This window comes from Sphaerisporangium sp. NPDC005289 (assembly GCF_040607455.1).
Lineage (GTDB): Bacteria > Actinomycetota > Actinomycetes > Streptosporangiales > Streptosporangiaceae > Sphaerisporangium > Sphaerisporangium rhizosphaerae.
The window spans coordinates 1-16,583 of the sequence record NZ_JBEXGS010000021.1 but is presented as its reverse complement, the minus strand read 5'-3'; the positions used below and the strand labels follow the sequence as shown (position 1 = coordinate 16,583).

Annotated in this window: 16 protein-coding genes; 14 read left to right on the top strand and 2 right to left on the bottom strand. The window is 73.4% G+C overall.

The window, feature by feature from the left end:
- Positions 1-79 precede the first annotated feature (79 nt).
- The 8 genes from ABZT47_RS29820 (at position 80) to ABZT47_RS29785 (ending at position 6,211) form a co-directional block, all read left to right on the top strand.
- A complete protein-coding gene (locus ABZT47_RS29820) occupies positions 80-1,342 on the top strand; it encodes a beta-ketoacyl-[acyl-carrier-protein] synthase family protein (protein ID WP_354849622.1) in 1,263 nt (420 codons plus the stop codon).
- The gene (locus tag ABZT47_RS29815; RefSeq protein ID WP_354849251.1) at positions 1,335-2,576 is read left to right on the top strand and encodes a ketosynthase chain-length factor; all 1,242 of its coding nucleotides are present in this window, start codon (positions 1,335-1,337) and stop codon (positions 2,574-2,576) included. Before ABZT47_RS29820 ends, ABZT47_RS29815 begins: the two co-directional genes overlap by 8 nt.
- A 29-nt stretch (positions 2,577-2,605) precedes the next feature.
- Positions 2,606-2,857 carry an acyl carrier protein gene (locus ABZT47_RS29810; protein WP_354849248.1) on the top strand — a complete coding sequence of 84 codons (252 nt, stop codon included), beginning with the start codon at positions 2,606-2,608 and terminating at the stop codon, positions 2,855-2,857.
- Positions 2,858-2,872: 15 nt separating this feature from the next.
- Positions 2,873-3,352, top strand: coding sequence for an SRPBCC family protein (locus ABZT47_RS29805; protein ID WP_354849246.1), 480 nt, complete (start codon positions 2,873-2,875; stop codon positions 3,350-3,352).
- A gap of 91 nt (positions 3,353-3,443) precedes the next feature.
- A complete protein-coding gene (locus ABZT47_RS29800) occupies positions 3,444-4,097 on the top strand; it encodes an antibiotic biosynthesis monooxygenase (RefSeq protein WP_354849244.1) in 654 nt (217 codons plus the stop codon).
- Positions 4,098-4,210: 113 nt separating this feature from the next.
- Positions 4,211-4,591 (top strand): SchA/CurD-like domain-containing protein, encoded by a 381-nt coding sequence (locus ABZT47_RS29795; protein ID WP_354849241.1) that lies wholly within the window; start codon positions 4,211-4,213, stop codon positions 4,589-4,591.
- Between the two features lie 104 nt (positions 4,592-4,695).
- Complete coding sequence (locus tag ABZT47_RS29790; RefSeq protein ID WP_354849238.1) at positions 4,696-5,193, top strand: hypothetical protein; 498 nt, start codon at positions 4,696-4,698, stop codon at positions 5,191-5,193.
- Positions 5,194-5,221: 28 nt separating this feature from the next.
- The gene (locus tag ABZT47_RS29785) at positions 5,222-6,211 is read left to right on the top strand and encodes a tyrosine-type recombinase/integrase (RefSeq protein ID WP_354849235.1); all 990 of its coding nucleotides are present in this window, start codon (positions 5,222-5,224) and stop codon (positions 6,209-6,211) included.
- 138 nt (positions 6,212-6,349) lie between these two features.
- Here the strand turns inward: ABZT47_RS29785 and ABZT47_RS29780 are convergent, their stop codons facing one another.
- Positions 6,350-6,901, bottom strand: coding sequence for a GNAT family N-acetyltransferase (locus tag ABZT47_RS29780; protein WP_354849232.1), 552 nt, complete (start codon positions 6,899-6,901; stop codon positions 6,350-6,352).
- A 435-nt stretch (positions 6,902-7,336) separates the two neighbouring features.
- Here ABZT47_RS29780 and ABZT47_RS29775 point away from each other — a divergent pair, with 435 nt between their 5' ends.
- Complete coding sequence (locus ABZT47_RS29775; protein ID WP_354849230.1) at positions 7,337-7,999, top strand: lysophospholipid acyltransferase family protein; 663 nt, start codon at positions 7,337-7,339, stop codon at positions 7,997-7,999.
- 120 nt (positions 8,000-8,119) lie between these two features.
- On the top strand, positions 8,120-9,754 hold the full coding sequence (locus ABZT47_RS29770; protein ID WP_354849227.1) for a penicillin-binding transpeptidase domain-containing protein: 1,635 nt from the start codon (positions 8,120-8,122) through the stop codon (positions 9,752-9,754).
- 50 nt (positions 9,755-9,804) lie between these two features.
- On the opposite strand, the gene ABZT47_RS29765 is transcribed toward ABZT47_RS29770, so the two are convergent.
- Positions 9,805-10,083 carry a DUF3040 domain-containing protein gene (locus ABZT47_RS29765; RefSeq protein WP_354849224.1) on the bottom strand — a complete coding sequence of 93 codons (279 nt, stop codon included), beginning with the start codon at positions 10,081-10,083 and terminating at the stop codon, positions 9,805-9,807.
- A 138-nt stretch (positions 10,084-10,221) separates the two neighbouring features.
- On the opposite strand from ABZT47_RS29765, the gene ABZT47_RS29760 reads away from it, so the two are divergent.
- From ABZT47_RS29760 to ABZT47_RS29745, 4 genes are all read left to right on the top strand, one after another.
- Positions 10,222-11,259, top strand: a complete 1,038-nt coding sequence (locus tag ABZT47_RS29760) for an Rv2578c family radical SAM protein (protein ID WP_354849221.1) — start codon at positions 10,222-10,224, stop codon at positions 11,257-11,259.
- Between the two features lie 126 nt (positions 11,260-11,385).
- The gene (locus tag ABZT47_RS29755; RefSeq protein ID WP_354849219.1) at positions 11,386-11,526 is read left to right on the top strand and encodes a hypothetical protein; all 141 of its coding nucleotides are present in this window, start codon (positions 11,386-11,388) and stop codon (positions 11,524-11,526) included.
- A 245-nt stretch (positions 11,527-11,771) separates the two neighbouring features.
- Positions 11,772-15,521, top strand: coding sequence for a PDZ domain-containing protein (locus tag ABZT47_RS29750; protein WP_354849216.1), 3,750 nt, complete (start codon positions 11,772-11,774; stop codon positions 15,519-15,521).
- Between the two features lie 415 nt (positions 15,522-15,936).
- On the top strand, positions 15,937-16,583 hold a 647-nt coding region (locus ABZT47_RS29745; RefSeq protein WP_354849213.1), incomplete at its 3' end, for an arabinofuranosidase catalytic domain-containing protein.

Sequence of the window (16,583 nt, the reverse complement as noted above, 5' to 3'; positions counted from 1 at the left end):
CCGCCCTGCGGCCCGGCGCCGTACCCGGACGCGTTCCGGCAGGGGCGCGGCGCGGCGCGCCCGCAGCGGCGACCGCCGGGTGGTCATCACCGGCATCGGCGTCACCGCGCCGGGCGGCATCGGCGTCAAGGCCTTCTGGGAGCTGGTCGCCGCCGGGCGCACCGCCACGCGGGCCATCAGCCTGTTCGACGCCTCCGGCTTCCGCTCCCGGATCGCCGCCGAGTGCGACTTCGACCCGGCCGCCCAGGGGCTGTCGCCGCAGGAGGCGCGCCGCATGGACCGCGCCGCCCAGCTCGGCGTGGTCAGCGCCCGCGAGGCGCTGGCCGACAGCGGCCTGACCGGCGTGCCGCCCGAGCGGCTCGGCGTCGCCGTCGGCAGCGCCGTCGGCTGCACCATGGGGCTGGAGGAGGAGTACGTCGTCCTCAGCGACGGCGGCAAGCGGTGGCTGGTCGACCCGGCCTACGGCGTGCCCCAGTTGTACGGGTACATGGTGCCCAGCACCATCGCCGCCGAGGTCGCCTGGGCCGGCGGCGCCGAGGGCCCGGTCGCGCTCATCTCCACCGGCTGCACCGCCGGCCTGGACTCGGTCGGGCACGGCTACCAGCTGGTCAAGGAGGGCAGCGCGGACGCCGTCGTGGCCGGCGCCACCGACGCGCCGATCTCGCCGATCACCGTCGCCTGCTTCGACGCCATCAAGGCCACCTCGCCCAGCAACGACGACCCCGAGCACGCCTCGCGCCCGTTCGACATGGAGCGCAACGGCTTCGTCCTCGGCGAGGGCAGCGCCATCATGATCCTTGAGGAGCGTGAGGCCGCGCTGCGGCGCGGCGCCCAGGTGTACGCCGAGATCGTCGGGTTCGCCAGCCGCAGCAACGCCTTCCACATGACCGGCCTCAAGCCCGACGGCCGCGAGATGGCCGAGGCCATCAGGGCCGCCATGGCACAGGCGCGGCTGGACCCCGCCGAGGTGGACTACATCAACGCCCACGGCTCGGGCACCCGGCAGAACGACCGGCACGAGACGGCCGCGTTCAAGGCCGCCCTCGGCGAGCGGGCCTACCAGGCGCCGGTCAGCTCCATCAAGTCCATGATCGGCCACTCGCTCGGCGCGATCGGCTCCATCGAACTGGCCGCCTGCGCCCTGGCTATCAAGCACAACGTCGTCCCGCCCACCGCCAACCTGCACACCGCCGACCCCGAATGCGACCTGGACTACGTGCCGCTCACCGCGCGCGAGCAGCCCGTGGACGTGGTCCTGAGCGTCGGCAGCGGCTTCGGCGGGTTCCAGACGGCCATGCTGCTGGCCCGCGACGACGCCGGCCCCGGAGGCGGCCATGACTGAACCGAACCGACGACCCGGCGCCCGGCCGGTCGTCACCGGGCTCGGCGTCGCCGCGCCCAACGGCCTGGGCACCCAGGCCTACTGGGCCGCGACGCTGGACGGCAAGAGCGGGCTCGGGCGGATCACCCGCTTCGACGCCGAGCGCTACCCGGTGCGCGTCGCCGGCGAGGTGTCGGAGTTCGACGACACCGAGCACGTGCCGAGCCGCCTGGCCGTGCAGACCGACCACTGGAGCCACCTGGGCCTCGCGGCCGCCGACATGGCCCTGCACGACGCGGGCGTCAAACCCGGTGACCTGCCCGAATATGAGATGGCGGTCGTCACCGCCAGCTCCTCGGGCGGCACCGAGTTCGGCCAGCGCGAGATCGAGAAACTGTGGAGCCAGGGGCCTTCGTACGTCGGCGTCTACCAGTCGATCGCCTGGTTCTACGCCGCCACCACCGGCCAGATTTCCATCCGCTACGGCATGCGCGGCCCGTGCGGGGTCATCTGCGCCGAACAGGCGGGCGGCCTGGAGGTCATGGCTCAGGCTCGGCGGCTGCTGCGCCAGAGCGCCGCCGTCGTCGTCACCGGCGGCACCGACGCCTCGCTGTGCCCCTACGGGCTGGTCGCCCAGATCTCCACCGGGATGCTCAGCCCTCGCGACGACCCCGAACGGGCCTACCTGCCCTTCGACGCCGACGCCTGCGGCTACGTCCCCGGCGAGGGCGGCGCCATGCTCGTCGTCGAGGACGAGGCCACCGCCCGCTCCCGCGGCGCCCGCCCCTACGGAGTGATCACCGGGTACGGCGCGACGTTCGACCCGCGCCCCGAACCCGGGCGCGAGCACCGCTCCAACCTCGGCCGCGCCATCGACCTGGCCCTGCGCGAGGCCCGCGTCACCCCCGAACAGGTGGACGTCGTCTTCGCCGACGCCCTCGGCGTGCCCGGCCACGACCTGGCCGAGGCCCGCGCCATCGCGGCGGTCTTCGGGCCGCACGGCGTGCCGGTCACCGCGCCCAAGACCATGACCGGCCGCCTGTACGCCGGCGGGGCGTCGCTGGACCTGGCCACCGCGCTGCTGTCGGTGCGCGACGGCGTCATCCCGCCCACCGTCGGCGTGCGCGCCGCCGCGCCCGCCTGCGAGCTGGACCTGGTGCGCAGCGCGGCGAGGGACGGGCCCGTGCGCAACGCCCTGGTGCTGGCCCGCGGCCACGGCGGTTTCAACGCCGCCGTGCTCGTCACGGCCCCCTGACAACCCACCTCGCGACAACGGAGAACGACATGACGACATTCACCCTCGACGACATGAGACGCATCATGGGCGGCTGCGCGGGAGTGCCCGAGACCGTCGACCTCGCCGACGACATCGGCGAGATGACCTTCGCCGACCTCGGCTACGACTCGCTGGCCGTGCTGGAGATGGCCGCGCGCATCCAGCAGGAGTACGGCGTGCGCATCCCCGACGACGCCGTCGACGAGATGAAGACGCCGCAGGCGGCCGTCGACTACGTCAACCGCCGGCTCGCGGCCTGAACCCGGAGGAACGCCATGGCAGGACACACCGACAACGAGATCATCATCGCCGGCCCCATGGACCTGGTGTGGGACATGACCAACGACGTCGAGTCGTGGCCCACCCTGTTCAGCGAGTACTCCTCGGCTCAGGTCCTCGAGCGGCGCGGCCCCACCATCCGCTTCCGGCTCACCATGCACCCCGACGCCGACGGCAACGAGTGGAGCTGGGTGTCCGAGCGCACCCTCGACCCGGCCACCCGCACCGTGCGCGCCCACCGGGTCGAGCCCGGCTGGTTCAAGTACATGAACCTGTTCTGGGAGTACACCCAGGTCCCCGAGGCGGTGCGCATGCGCTGGGTGCAGGACTTCGAGATGCGGCCCGACGCCCCGCTCAGCGACAAGCAGATGACCAAGCGCCTCAACGACAGCACCGTGATCCAGATGAACCGCATCCGGCAGCTCGTCGAGGAGGCCGCCGAGCAGTCCCCCGCCACGCGCCTGACCACCTCCTGAAGCGCCCGCGCCCCCGCGCCGGTCCCCGCACGCCTCCCCGCTCCCGCCAGAACGCACGCCAGACAGAACAGACAGGAAGAGAACAGTGGGCATGAACCACCACGACCAGAAGGACCACGACGGCACCGTCTACCGCGTCATGGTCAAGATGCGGATCCACCCCGGCATGGAGCGGGACTTCGAGAAGACCTGGCGGGAGGTCGCCTCCACCATCGCCCGCCAGCCCGCGAACGTCGGCCAGTCGCTCGCCAAGAGCCCCGACGAGGACGGCGTCTACTACATCGTCAGCGACTGGGAGAACGAGGAGAGGTTCCACCAGTTCGAGCACAGCGCCGAGCACGCCGCCAACCGCATGCGCCTCGACCCCTACCGCGACGCCGCCGGCACCTCGATGACCCCCATGCTCGTCTCCTCCCGCCTGGGCGAGCGGCCCGCTCCCCAGCCGGGCCGCGTGCGCGTCGCGCTGTACCTCAACGAGCCCGAGTCCGACAAGGGCTCGATCGAGAGCGCCTACCACCAGATCAGCACCACCCTGGCCGGCCGGGCCGGGCTGCGCGGCAACGAGTTGCTGCGCTCCCTGCGCGACCCGCGCCGCTACGCGGTGCTCAGCGAGTGGGACGACCTGCCCGCCTACCGCGAGTGGGAGCGCAGCCCCGAACACCTGCCCACCACCTCGCCGCTCGCGCGCTACCACGACAAGAACCTCGGGATCTTCGGCTCCTACGAGGTCGTGGCCGCCTACTGACCGGCCCGGCCGGCCCTGGACGCGCGCCGCCCGGGGCCGGCGCCCGCACGCGGCGCCGACCGGCGCCCCGCGGACGCGACGCCGGCGCACGACGACCTACATGGAGGTATCCGATGCCGTACGCGATGATCACCTTCCGGGTGAGACCCGGGCACGAGGAAGAGCTCACCGAGCTCTTCGGTAACTCCCCGCCCCTCGAGACGCCCGTCGTCACCGACGAGCACGGCGAGGAGACCGCCCGGCTGCTCGGCACGGGGGTCTTCGTCAAGGACGACGTGCTGGTGCGCCTCATCCACTACCAGGGCGACTTCGCGGGCATCGCCCGGCACCTGGCCTCGCAGCGGCACGTGCACACCATAGAGAAGGACATCGTGCCGTTCCTGGCCGACGCCCGCGACACCGGCACCCCCGACGGGTTCGCGGCGTTCTTCCGCGACGCGATGATGCGCTGCGTCACCCAGTCCGAGAGCCGGGCGCAGACCAGCCCGCTGTGAGCCCGCCGGGCGGGCCCCGCGCCCGCCCGGCCCGCGGTCCCGGGCGGCACGCACCCCGCCCGGGACCGCCTGGAAGCGACCGCCGCCGCGAACGGAGCACGAGCATGTCCAACGACGACGGCATCGACGTCATCGCGGCCGTGGAACGCGAGACCGCCGGCCTGTTCGCCCAGGCCGACCGGCTGGTGGAGGCCCTGGCCGCGCGGGCGGGCCTGGACGCGGCCCGCTTCCGCTGCCTGGCCGCGCTGCGCCGCCAGGGGGCGCTGCCCCTGCGGCGGCTGGCCACGCTGGCCGGGCTCACCGAGCGGGAGGCCGGCGAGGCCGTCGCCGGCATGGAACGCGACGGCCAGGCCATCCTGCGGGGCACGCCGGAGGGCCCTGGACAGGACGGCCCGGCCGCGGGAGTGATCGTGGAGCTGCACCCGGCCGCCGACCGCGCCTGGCTGGAGCCGGCGCTGCGCGAGCTGCGCGAGGCCTGGTTCCCGCTGACCCGGGGCAGGTGTGATGATCTGGCGCTGGTCGCCGGGTTGATGGCGCGCAGCCGCAGGCTGACCGACCTGGTGACCATGCTGCGGCACTCGCCGGACCCCTTTACATTGTAGATTCACGGCGGCCGGTTAAGATCGGCGCGTGGACGTCCCCGCCGTACCCGACGACGGCCCCGGCGCCGTCACGCCCGCGGGCGATCCCTACGTGGTCTACCTCGGCGCCCTCACCGGCGCCGAGTCCCGCCGCACGATGCGCGGCTGCCTCGACCGGCTCGCCCGCGTCATCACCGGCGACCCCGCCGCCACCGGCGCCGGGCAGCCCTGGCACCTGCTGCGCTACGAGCACACGGTGCGCATCCGCGCGATCCTCGCCGAGCGCGGATGGTCGCCGGCCTACGTCAACAAGCACCTGGTGGCGCTGCGCCGGGTCATGCGCGAGGCCTGGCGCCTCGGCCTGATGACCGCCGAGGACTACCACCGCGCCGCCGACCTGCCCACCCTGGCGCACGCCCGGCTTCCCGCCGGGCAGCACGTCCCGCCGGAGGTCGCCGGGGCGGCGCTCGCCGCCTGCGACCAGGACGCCTCCCCCGCCGGGGCCCGCGACGGGGCGCTGCTGGCCGTGCTGTACTCCACCGGCTGCCGCCGCGCCGAGGTCGCCGGGCTCGCCTTCGGCGACTACGACCCCGCGGCCCGCTCCCTTCGCGTGCGCGGCAAGGGCGACAAGGAGCGCCTGGTCTACCTGACCGCCGAGGCGGTGGCCCGCACCGAGGCGTGGCTGGCCGTGCGGGGACGCGAACCCGGCGCGCTGTTCTGCCCGGTCAACAAGGCCGGGCGGCTGCGCGCGCCCGCCGGGCGTCCGGCGCCGATGACCGGGCAGGCCGTCGCCGACATCGTCGCCCGCCGCCTGGCCGCCGCGGGCGCCGCCAAGCGCACCCCCCACGACTTCCGGCGCACGTTCATCGGCGAACTGCTGGACGCGGGGGTGGACCTGGCCACCACCCAGGCGCTGGTCGGGCACGCCTCGCCGGTCACCACGGCGCGCTACGACCGCCGGCCCGAGAGCCGCCGCCGCGAGGCCGTCGACCGGCTGCGCATGCCCGACGCCCGCCCCCTGCGCCCCGGCGCGCCCTGACAATCGCCCGTCCCGGCCGGGCGCCCCGTCCGCGCCTCATCGGCCCTGCACCCGGTCTCCGCGCGGGCGTCTACCGGCGCCTCTGGGGCCGGCGCCCTTGGAGCCGGCCCCAGAGGCGCCGGTGGGCGATCGGCGTGCTCAGGCGTGGCGGGCACGCCAGGTGGCGGCGTCCAGGCGGTAGAGCACATGGCGGCGCAGCGGGCTGCCCTCATCGATGCGCGGGTGGTCGAAGTCGTCGGCGGGATCGCACGTCATGCCCAGGCGCCGCATGACGGCCTGGGAGCGGAGGTTGGTGGTCGCCGTCATGGAGACCACCTGGTCCAGCCCGGCCTGGCCGAAGGCGTGCCCGAGGCTCGCCGTCGCCGCCTCGGTGGCGTAGCCGTGCCCCCAGGCCGAGCGGCGCAGCCGCCAGCCGACCTCGACCGCCGGGGTGAAGTGCGCCTGGAAGGTCTGCGGCGCCAGGCCGGTGAACCCGATGAACTCCCCGCTGCGGGCGACCTCCACCGCCCAGAGCCCGAAGCCGTGCTCCTCCATGAGGGTCACGATGCGCCCGGCCAGCGCGTCGCTCTCCTGCCGGGTCAGCGGGGCGGGGAAGTGCTCCATCACCTCGGGATCGGCGTTGAGTTCGGCGAAAGGCCGCAGATCGTCCTCGCGCCAGCGCCGCAGGATGAGCCGTCCGGTCGTCAGCATGATCTCCATTGTGGCGCACGCGCTCGGGGACTCCCGCGCCCCGCGGGACCCGGTCGCCCACCGGCCGCCCGCGGCGGGCGGCCCGCCACGAGCGGGGGTTCAGGGGTCCCCCTGGGAGCGCCCTGTGAGGGGGCGGGGTTCGGCCACGCTGACCTCGCGGGTGTCACGAGTGTGCTTAACTGTAAGCAGCCGATGTGGTTTGTGTCCCCCGGGCCGCAATTACCGCCTTCACGGAATACCGTTCGGCTGGAGCCGTGTTGTGCATCTCGCCGAGGAGGCGACCGCCACATCGGCCTAACAACGAAGCGCCCCGCAGGCACGCCTTGCGGGGCGCTTCGTTGTACCGCGATGTAACAGTTTGTGGGCGGGCGTAACACAAAGTTGCCCGTCTGAGTCGTATGGTGGGCCTTGGTCGTCCGCACACCGGGAGAGTCCGTGCTCTATCGCCTCACGAAGATCATCAGCAGTCCCGTCCTGCGCCTGCTGTGGCGCCCCAAGGTGATCGGGGCCGAGCACGTCCCCTCGGCGGGGGCCGCCATCCTGGCCTCCAACCACCTGTCCATCCTGGACTCGGTGTTCCTGCCGCTCATGCTGCCCCGGAAGGTCACCTTCGTCGCCAAGAACGAGTACTTCACCGGCAACCGCCTGATGGCCACCTACATGCGGGCCACCGGGCAGGTCGCCATCGACAGAGAGAGCGCCGCCGCGGCGCAGACCATGCTGGACGCGGCCGTGCAGGTGCTGAAGGCCGGCGAGCTGTTCGGCATCTACCCTGAGGGCACCCGCTCCCCCGACGGCAGGCTCTACCGGGGCAAGATCGGCGTCGCATGGCTCGCGCTCACCACGGGCGCCCCGGTCATCCCGGTCGCCATGGTCAACACCGAGCGCGTGCTGCCTCCGGGGGCCTCGGTGCCGCGCCTGGCCAAGATCGGCATGCGCATGGGCGAGCCGATGAGCTTCACCGGCGACCCCGCCCGCGCCAGGGACCGCCGGGCGGTCACCGACGAGGTGATGGCGGCGATCCAGCGCCTGTCGGGCCAGGAGTACGTGCCCGCCTACGCCGCGAGCCTCAAGGAGCAGGCCAGGCGGGCCGCCTGAGGGGGGCTTGAGGAGGCCGCCTGAGGGCACCGCTTTCCGGCCGCTTCCCGGCGAAGCGGCGGGCGCCGCCGACCGGTCGCGCTAGGCTCGTGGCGACGTCCAGACACCGGGGGGTAAGGCGTGCCGCGCGGCCGTACCATCGCGATCACCTCCGCCGTCACCGTGCTGGCGGTCGGAGCCGCCGCCGGCGGCGCCTACTACGTGCTGCACACCAGGGGCAGCGCCGAGCAGACCGCGGGCCACTTCGCCGCGGCCTGGTCACGGGGCGACCTGGCGGCCATGAAGGCCGACCTCGCCTCCCCGGCGCCCGGCTTCGAGGCGGCCTACGCCGAGCCCGCCGACCGGCTCGGTGCCGAGAAGGTCGCGGTGCGTCTCGGCACGGTCACCCCGGCGGGCGACGGCCGCGCCAAGGCCGCCTACACCGCCACCATGACGCTGAAGAACATCGGCGACTGGACCTACACCGGCTCACTGGACCTGATGGTGAAGGACCACCACTGGAAGGTCGCCTGGACCCCGGCGGCCGTCCACCCGGCGCTGACCGGCTCCACCCACCTGGCGCTGAAGACCACCTGGCCCGGGCGCGCCGCCGTCGAGGACGCCTCGGGCGGCCGCATCGACAACGGCGACGCCGGCGGGTCGGTGCAGCAGCTGGTCGGCTACCTGGACAAGGCCACCGCCAAGGACGTCGCCAAGCTCGGCTCCTCCTACAAGCCGGGCGACGCGATCGGCCGCGGCGGCCTGCAGGAGACCTTCCAGAAGCGGCTCGCCGGGGTGCCGACCACGATCATCACCACGGTCGACGGGTCCAAGAAGACCGTCCAGACGCTGAAGACCATCGACGGCTCGCCGGGTTCGCCCGTGCGCACCAGCCTCGACCCGGCCGCGCAGAAGGCCGCCGTCGCGGCCGTGCGCGACCTGGACAAGCCGGCCTCGCTGGTCGCGCTCAGGCCCGCGACCGGTGAGATCCTCGCCGTGGTCAACAACCGCGGCGGGTTCAACCGCGCCCTGGACGGGCGCTACCCGCCCGGGTCCACCTTCAAGACCATCACCGCCGCCGGGCTGCTGGCCGAGGGCCTCACCCCCGGCCAGAAGGTCACCTGCCCCGAGAAGGCCACCGTCGGCGGGCTGGCGATCCGCAACTCCGACCACGAGGCGTTCGGCTCGCTCACCTTCCTCGACTCCTACGCCCACTCCTGCAACACCACCTTCGCCCCGCTCGCCGCCCGGCACCTGGGCGGCGGCAAGCTGTACCAGGTGGCCTCCGAGATGGGCTTCAACCAGCCGCTGTCCATCGGCGTCCCGGCGGCCAAGGGCAGCATGCCGGCGCCGACCAGCGACGCCGACCTGGCCGCCGAGTCCTTCGGGCAGGGCCGCATCACCGCCAGCCCGCTGGTGATGGCGACGGTCGCCGCCGCGGTGGCCGACGGCACCTGGCGCCCGCCGACCCTGGTGCCCTCGATCAAGCAGAAGCTGCAGCCCCGTCCGCTGCCCGAGACGGTGACCGGGCCGCTGCGCACCATGATGGCGGCCGTGGTCGGCAAGGGCACCGCCAAGAGGGCCGGGCTGCCGAAGGGCACGGCGGGCAAGACCGGCACCGCCGAGTTCGGCACCGGGCCGAAGCTGGACTCCCACGCGTGGTTCATCGGCTTCCGCGGCGAGGTGGCGTTCGCCGTGGTGGTGGAGGCCGGCGGCATGGGCGGCGAGGTGGCCGCCCCGGTGGCCGCCCGCTTCCTGCGCGGCCTGCCGGGCTGAGGGTCTCCGGGACCGCGAAAAGCCATCCCCGGCCGCGGGGATGGCGGGGGTCACATCGGCAGGGCCGCCGCGTCGTGGCGGAACACCATGATCAGCAGAGTCGCGATCAACGTGGCGATCAGCAGCCAGCTCACGAGGATGATGATGGTCGAGCGGCTGGGACGGCGCCGGCCGCGGTGGGCGCGGGCGGCGCGCTTGGTCCGCTGGCTCTCCCTGCGCTCGACACGCTCGTTGAACGACTCGAGCCGGGCGGCGAGTCGCGGGTCCTCGTCGGTGAGGTAACTCTCGATCTGGGCAAGCATTCGCTCCTCGTCCTGCGACCAGGCCATGCCGCACCTCCCGGCGACGCAAGCGGTGTGCCGACGTTCTGCCCAACGACGAAGATCTTTAGCCGTTTCGAGGCCTCCTTTTTGCCGTCAGTTTGGCGCGGTTGCGATCACCTTCGAAATCCTGTTCTAATCAGGGTCATGCGCTGGGACAACCTGCGCCTGACCGACGCCGGCCAGGGCGCCTCCGAGGCGCCGCTGTTCGCCCGCGGCGCCGTCGCCAGAACCTTCGACACCCCCGAGTTCCGTGGCATGACCTTCTATGAGATCCATGCCCGCTCGATCGTCAACCGGGTGCCCGCGGCGTCCCAGGTTCCCTTCCAGTGGACGGTCAATCCCTACCGCGGCTGCTCGCACGCCTGCGTCTACTGCTTCGCGCGCAAGACCCACACCTACCTCGACCTCGATTCCGGCCGCGACTTCGACTCCAAGATCGTGGTGAAGGTCAACGCCGCCGAGTTGCTGCGCAAAGAGCTCGCGGCGCCGCGCTGGGGCGGGCAGCCCATCGCCATGGGCACCAACGTCGACTGCTACCAGCGGGCCGAGGGCCGCTATCGCCTGATGCCGGGCATCCTGGCCGCGCTGCGCGACGCCCGCAACCCCTTCTCCGTCCTGACCAAGGGCTCGCTGATCCTGCGCGACCTCGACCTGCTGGCCGAGGCCGCGCAGGTCACCGAGGTGTCCACCGCCCTGTCCATCGGCTCGGTGGACGACGAGCTGTGGCGCTCGGTCGAGCCGGGGACGCCCCGCCCGGCCGCCCGGCTGGAGGTCTGCGCCGCCCTCACCTCCCGCGGTCTGTCCTGCGGCGTGCTGATGGCGCCGATCCTGCCCTACCTGAGCGACTCGCCGCGGCGGCTCGCCCGCACGGTCGAGCTGATCGCGCAGGCGGGCGCCACCGACATCGTGCCGATCGTGCTGCACCTGCGGCCGGGCGCGCGCGAGTGGTTCCTCGGCTGGCTCGGCCGCGAGCATCCCCGCCTGGTCCCCCGCTACCTCGAGCTGTACGGCCGCGGCGCCTACGCGCCGCAGGCCTACCGGTCGCGGGTCGTCCAGCAGGTGCGCGAGCTGGCAGAGCGGGCCGGGGTGGGCCGCTCCCCACGGGCCGGCAACGGCGGCGTCCGGCTCCCGGTCCCGGCGACTCCGGCCGCGGCCGGCCCCGAACAGCTCTCCCTGCTCTGAGGCACGGGGCGATCCGTCCCTCTGGCGACCTATATGGGTGATTGTCTCCACTGTTGGGTATTTAACGCGCGGGATGCGTCGAATATGACGCATTCAACATAAAAGCCGTGAGACACAGGGGGAACCATGGCAGGAGCGGCGCGGAAGAAGTCCAACAAGGCCACCGGGAAGGCCAAGAAGGCGGCCATCAAGGCCACGCGCGAGATGAAACAGAACAAACGCGAGGAAGAGGACCGACGCGAGACCGGTCCCGACGAGGCCCGGTGACCCGCGCGGGGCCTCCCGCCAGGATGAAACTCACGCTCGGGGCATTCCGGGCGCCCAGGTGAGCGGCGTGGTCAGGCACCCGTTGCGCGTCGCCGCGCCGGTGGGGGCGCCCGCCCGTCACGCCCGGCGGGCGGTGCGCGGCCCGGCCCGGCGCCGGGGATCGGCATCGGACAGCATCGCCGGCGGTCTCGACGCGGCGGCCCCGGGTGCCTGATCATGGGAGGCCCACCCGAACGCGAGGATCCATGTCCGTGTACGTGCGCTTCCCCACCCTCTTCGGCGAGGTGGTCGTCTTCGCCGCCGAAGACGACCTGTGGATGGTGTCCGCCGGCGGAGGCAGGGCCTTCCGCCTGACCGCGGGCGTCGCCGAGGCCGGCTATCCCCGCTTCTCCCCCGACGGCTCCCGGCTCGCCTTCGTGGGCCGGGAGGAGGGCCCCGAAGAGGTGTACGTCATGCCGGCCGACGGCGGGACCGCCCGGCGGATGACCTACGACGGGGCGCTGTGCACGGTCACCGGGTGGGACCCCTCCGGCGCGATCATCTACGCCAGCGACGACGGCCAGCCCTTCGACCGTCGCAAGTGGCTGCACCGGGTCGACGCCGACGGGGTCTCCCAGCGCCTGCCCTACGGGCCGGCCAACTCCATCTCCTACGGCCCCGGCGGCGCCATCGTGCTCGGCCGCAACACCGCCGACCCGGCGCGATGGAAGCGCTACCGCGGCGGCACGGTCGGCGACCTGTGGATCGACCGCGAGGGCGAGGGCGTGTTCACCCGCCTGATCTCCCTGGCGGGCAACCTGGCCTCGCCGTGCTGGGCGGGCGAGCGGGTGTACTTCCTGTCCGACCACGAGGGCATCGGCAACGTCTACTCCTGCACGCCCGCCGGGCAGGACCTGCGGCGGCACACCGACCACGGCGACTACTACGCCCGGAACCTGTCCGGCGACGGCGACCGGCTGGTCTACCACGCGGGGGCCGAGCTCTATCTGCTGGACCCGGGCGAGGGCGAGTCGCGCCGCGTGGAGGTCCGGCTGGGCAGCTCGCGCACCCAGCGCAACCGCCGGTTCGTCTCGGCCGCCTCCTACCTCGACAGCGCCCGCCTGTCCCCCGACGGCGGCGGGCTGGCGGTCACCACGCGCGGCAAGGCGTACTCCTTCGGCGGCTGGGAGGGGCCGGTGCGCCAGCACGGCGAGCCGGACGGCGTGCGCTACCGCCTGCTGACCTGGCTTGAGGACGGCAGGCGCCTGGTGGCGGCGGCCAGCGACGACGGCGACCGCGAGGTGCTGGTCGTGCTGACCGCCGACGGCAGCGCCGCCCCGGTGCGGCTGACGGAGCTGGACACCGGCCGGGCCATCGGCCTTGAGGTGTCACCGGCCGCCGACAAGATCGCGGTGACCAATCACCGCAACGAGCTGCTGATCGTCGAGCTGCCCTCCGCCGGGAACGGCGCGGACGTCCCCCGCCCGGCGGCGGAGGAGCCCGCGCCGCCCGCGCCCGCCACGGCGGACGCCTCCGACGCGACCGGTGCTCAGGACGGCACGCCCGCACCCGGCACTCCGGCGCCCGGCGCCCCCGCGTCCGCGTCAGGCGCTGCGGTGTCCGGGGAGGGCCTGACCGTCGGCCTGGGCGCGGTGGCCGAGGACGCGGCCGGCGCCGCGGCCGGGCCCGGCGTCCCGGCGGCGCCCGGCCATGACGCCGCTCCCGGTGCGGCGGCCGGCGGGGAGGCGGGCGGGGAGGCGGCCACGCCGGGGCAGGCCGCGCAGGCCCCCGGGCACCCGGCCCCGACGTCCCCGCAACCGGCGCGGCAGGGTCAGGCGCCGCCCGCCTCCGCCGGATCCGGCGCGTCCGCACCGGCCGAGCCCGGCGGGGCGAGGATGACCGTCGTCGACAGCAGCCGGTTCGGGCGCATCGAGGACGCCGTCTGGTCCTCCGACGGCCACTGGCTCGCCTACACCTTCCCCGACACCGCGCAGACCACGGCCATCAAGCTGTGCCGGGTGGACACCGGCGAGACCTACCGCGCCACCCGGCCCGTGCTGCGCGACAGCAGGCCCGCCTTCGACCCCGAGGGCCGCTACCTGTACTTCATCGGCCAGCGCGTCTTCAACCCCGTCTACGACTCCCTGCAGTTCGACCTGGGGTTCCCGCAGGGCACCCGCCCGTACGCGGTCACGCTGCGCTCCGACGTCGGCTCCCCGTTCGTGCCCGAACCCCGTCCGCTGTCGGGCGACGCCTCCGCCGCCAAGGACACGGCCAAGGACGCCGCCACCCGCGAGGACGAGCCGGCCGCGCACCCGGGCTCCGGCGAGGCGGGCGGCCCGGCCACCGGCGACCGTGCCGCCTCCGCGCCCGACGGGAAAGACGACGACCGAGACGACCAGGACGACGACGAGGAGGAGGAGCCGCTGGAGATCGAGCTGGAGGGCATCGAGCGGCGGGTCATGGCCTTCCCGGTGCCCGAGGGCCGCTACGACCGTGTGGCCGGCACCAAGGACAAGGTGCTGTTCACCTGCTTCCCCGTGGAGGGCAGCCGCGGCGACGAGTTCGCCCCCGAGCCGGCCTCCGGCACGCTGCAGGCCTACGACCTCATCAAACACAAGTGCGACACCCTGGTCTCCGGCGTCGGCGACTTCCGCCTGGGCCAGGACGGCACGACGCTGCTCTACCGCTCGCGGGGACGACTGCGGGTGGTCAAGGCCGGCGAGGCGCCGCCGGACGACGACGCTCCGGGCCGGGCGTCGGGATGGATCGACCTGGACCGGGTCAAGGTGTCGGTCTGCCCGGAGGCCGAGTGGCGGCAGATGTTCCGCGAGGCGTGGCGGCTGCAGCGGGAGAACTTCTGGGTGCAGGACATGGCCGGCATCGACTGGGACGGCGTCTACGAGCGCTACCTGCCGCTGGTCGACCGGGTCGGCACCCGCGGGGAGTTCTCCGACCTGCTGTGGGAGCTGCTCGGCGAGCTCGGCACCTCCCACGCCTACGAGAGCGGCGGGGAGTACCGGCCCCGCCCGCACTACTGGCAGGGCAAACTCGGCGTCGACTGGTCCTACGCCGACGGGGTGCACACGATCGCGCGCATCGTCGCCGGCGACCCGTGGGACCCCGAGGCCACCTCGCCGCTCAACCGTCCCGGCCTGGACGTGCGCCCCGGCGACGCGGTGCTGGCGATCAACGGCCAGCCGGTGGGGGCGGCGGCGGGCCCGGCCCGGCTGCTGGTCAACCAGGCCGACCAGGAGGTCGAGCTGACGGTCAGGCGCGGCGACGGGCCGCCGAGGACGGTGACCGTCAAGGCGATCTCCGACGAGCAGCCGGCCCGCTACCGCGACTGGGTGGAGGCCAACCGCGCCCGCACCCACGAGCGCACCGGCGGTCGCGTCGGCTACCTGCACATCCCCGACATGGGCCCCGACGGCTACGCCGAGTTCCACCGCGGGTTCCTGGCCGAGTACGACCGCGAGGGGCTGGTGGTGGACGTCCGGTTCAACGGCGGCGGCCACGTCTCGGGGCTGCTGCTGCAGAAGCTGGCCCGGCGCCGTCTGGGGTACGACTTCCCGCGCTGGGGCGTGCCAGAACCCTATCCGGCCGAGTCGCCGCGCGGCCCGCTGGTCGCGGTCACCAACGAGTGGGCCGGGTCGGACGGCGACATCTTCAGCCACACCTTCAAGCTGCTCGGGCTCGGCCCGCTGATCGGCAAGCGCACCTGGGGCGGAGTGATCGGCATCTGGCCGCGCCACCGGCTGGCCGACGGCACGGTGACCACCCAGCCGGAGTTCTCCTTCGCCTTCGACGACGTCGGCTGGCGGGTGGAGAACTACGGCACCGATCCCGACATCGAGGTGGACATCACCCCGCAGGACTACGCGCGGGGCCTCGACACCCAGCTCGAGCGGGCGATCGACGTCGCGCTGGAGCGCCTGGCCCAGTACCCGCCGCACACCCCCAACCCCGCCGACCGCCCCCGCCTGGGCGCCCCCCTGCTCCCCCCGCGCGCGTAGACCCCGGCCTCCCCCCGCACGCATGGACCCGGCGGAGGCCGGGCCGCGCCCCATCGTGACCGGCGGGGCGCGGCCCGGCGTCCGCACCGCCCGCCCGTCCCTGCGAAAGTTTCATCACCGGGCGGATCGCGGACGGTGCGGCCGGCATGGTCAGGGCCGGTGAGGTCGCTGCGGCTGGAGGAATCGGCGGGGGTGCGCGGGCTCGCGCCCTTGACGGGGCCCCTGAGGTGCTGTGTGATGCGGGCCACACCCCCTCGGGTCACCTGAATAAGAGGCACCCCGGCTCGCCGATCGTTGTTAACGCTAACAATGACCTGGCGATGATGCGCACCGGACACCTCTCATTCGCGGTGAAAGTGGACGGATCAGCCTTCCACCTGGTGTTAGCGCTAACACGCAAGCGAGAGAGGTCCTCATGCTTCTGCGAAACCTGAGAAAGGCCGCCGTGACGGGCGCCGGCGTACTGCTCGCCGTCGCCGGCCTGGTGGGCTCCGGCACCGCCCAGGCCGCGACGTCGCAGCCGTGTGACATCTACGCCTCGGGCGGCACGCCGTGCGTGGCGGCGCACAGCACGACCCGCGCCCTGTACGGCGCCTACAGCGGCCCGCTGTACCAGGTGCGCCGATCCTCAGACAACACCACGCGGGACGTCGCCCCGCTCAGCGCGGGGGGTGTGGCCAACGCCGCCACGCAGGACGCGTTCTGCTCCGGCACGACCTGCCTGATCACCATCATCTACGACCAGACAGGACGGGGTAACCACCTCACCCAGGCGCCTCCCGGCGGGTTCTCCGGCCCGGCCGCCGGCGGGTACGACAACCTGGCCAACGCCACCGCCGCGCCGGTCACGGTGGGCGGGCAGAAGGCGTACGGCGTCTACGTCAACCCGGGCACCGGCTACCGCAACAACCGGACCTCGGGCATCGCGACCGGCGACCAGCCGGAGGGGATGTACGCGATCTTCGATGGGACGCACTACAACGGTGGTTGCTGTTTCGACTACGGCAACGCCGAGACCAACAGCCGCGACAACGGCAACGGCACGATGGAGGCCATCTACTT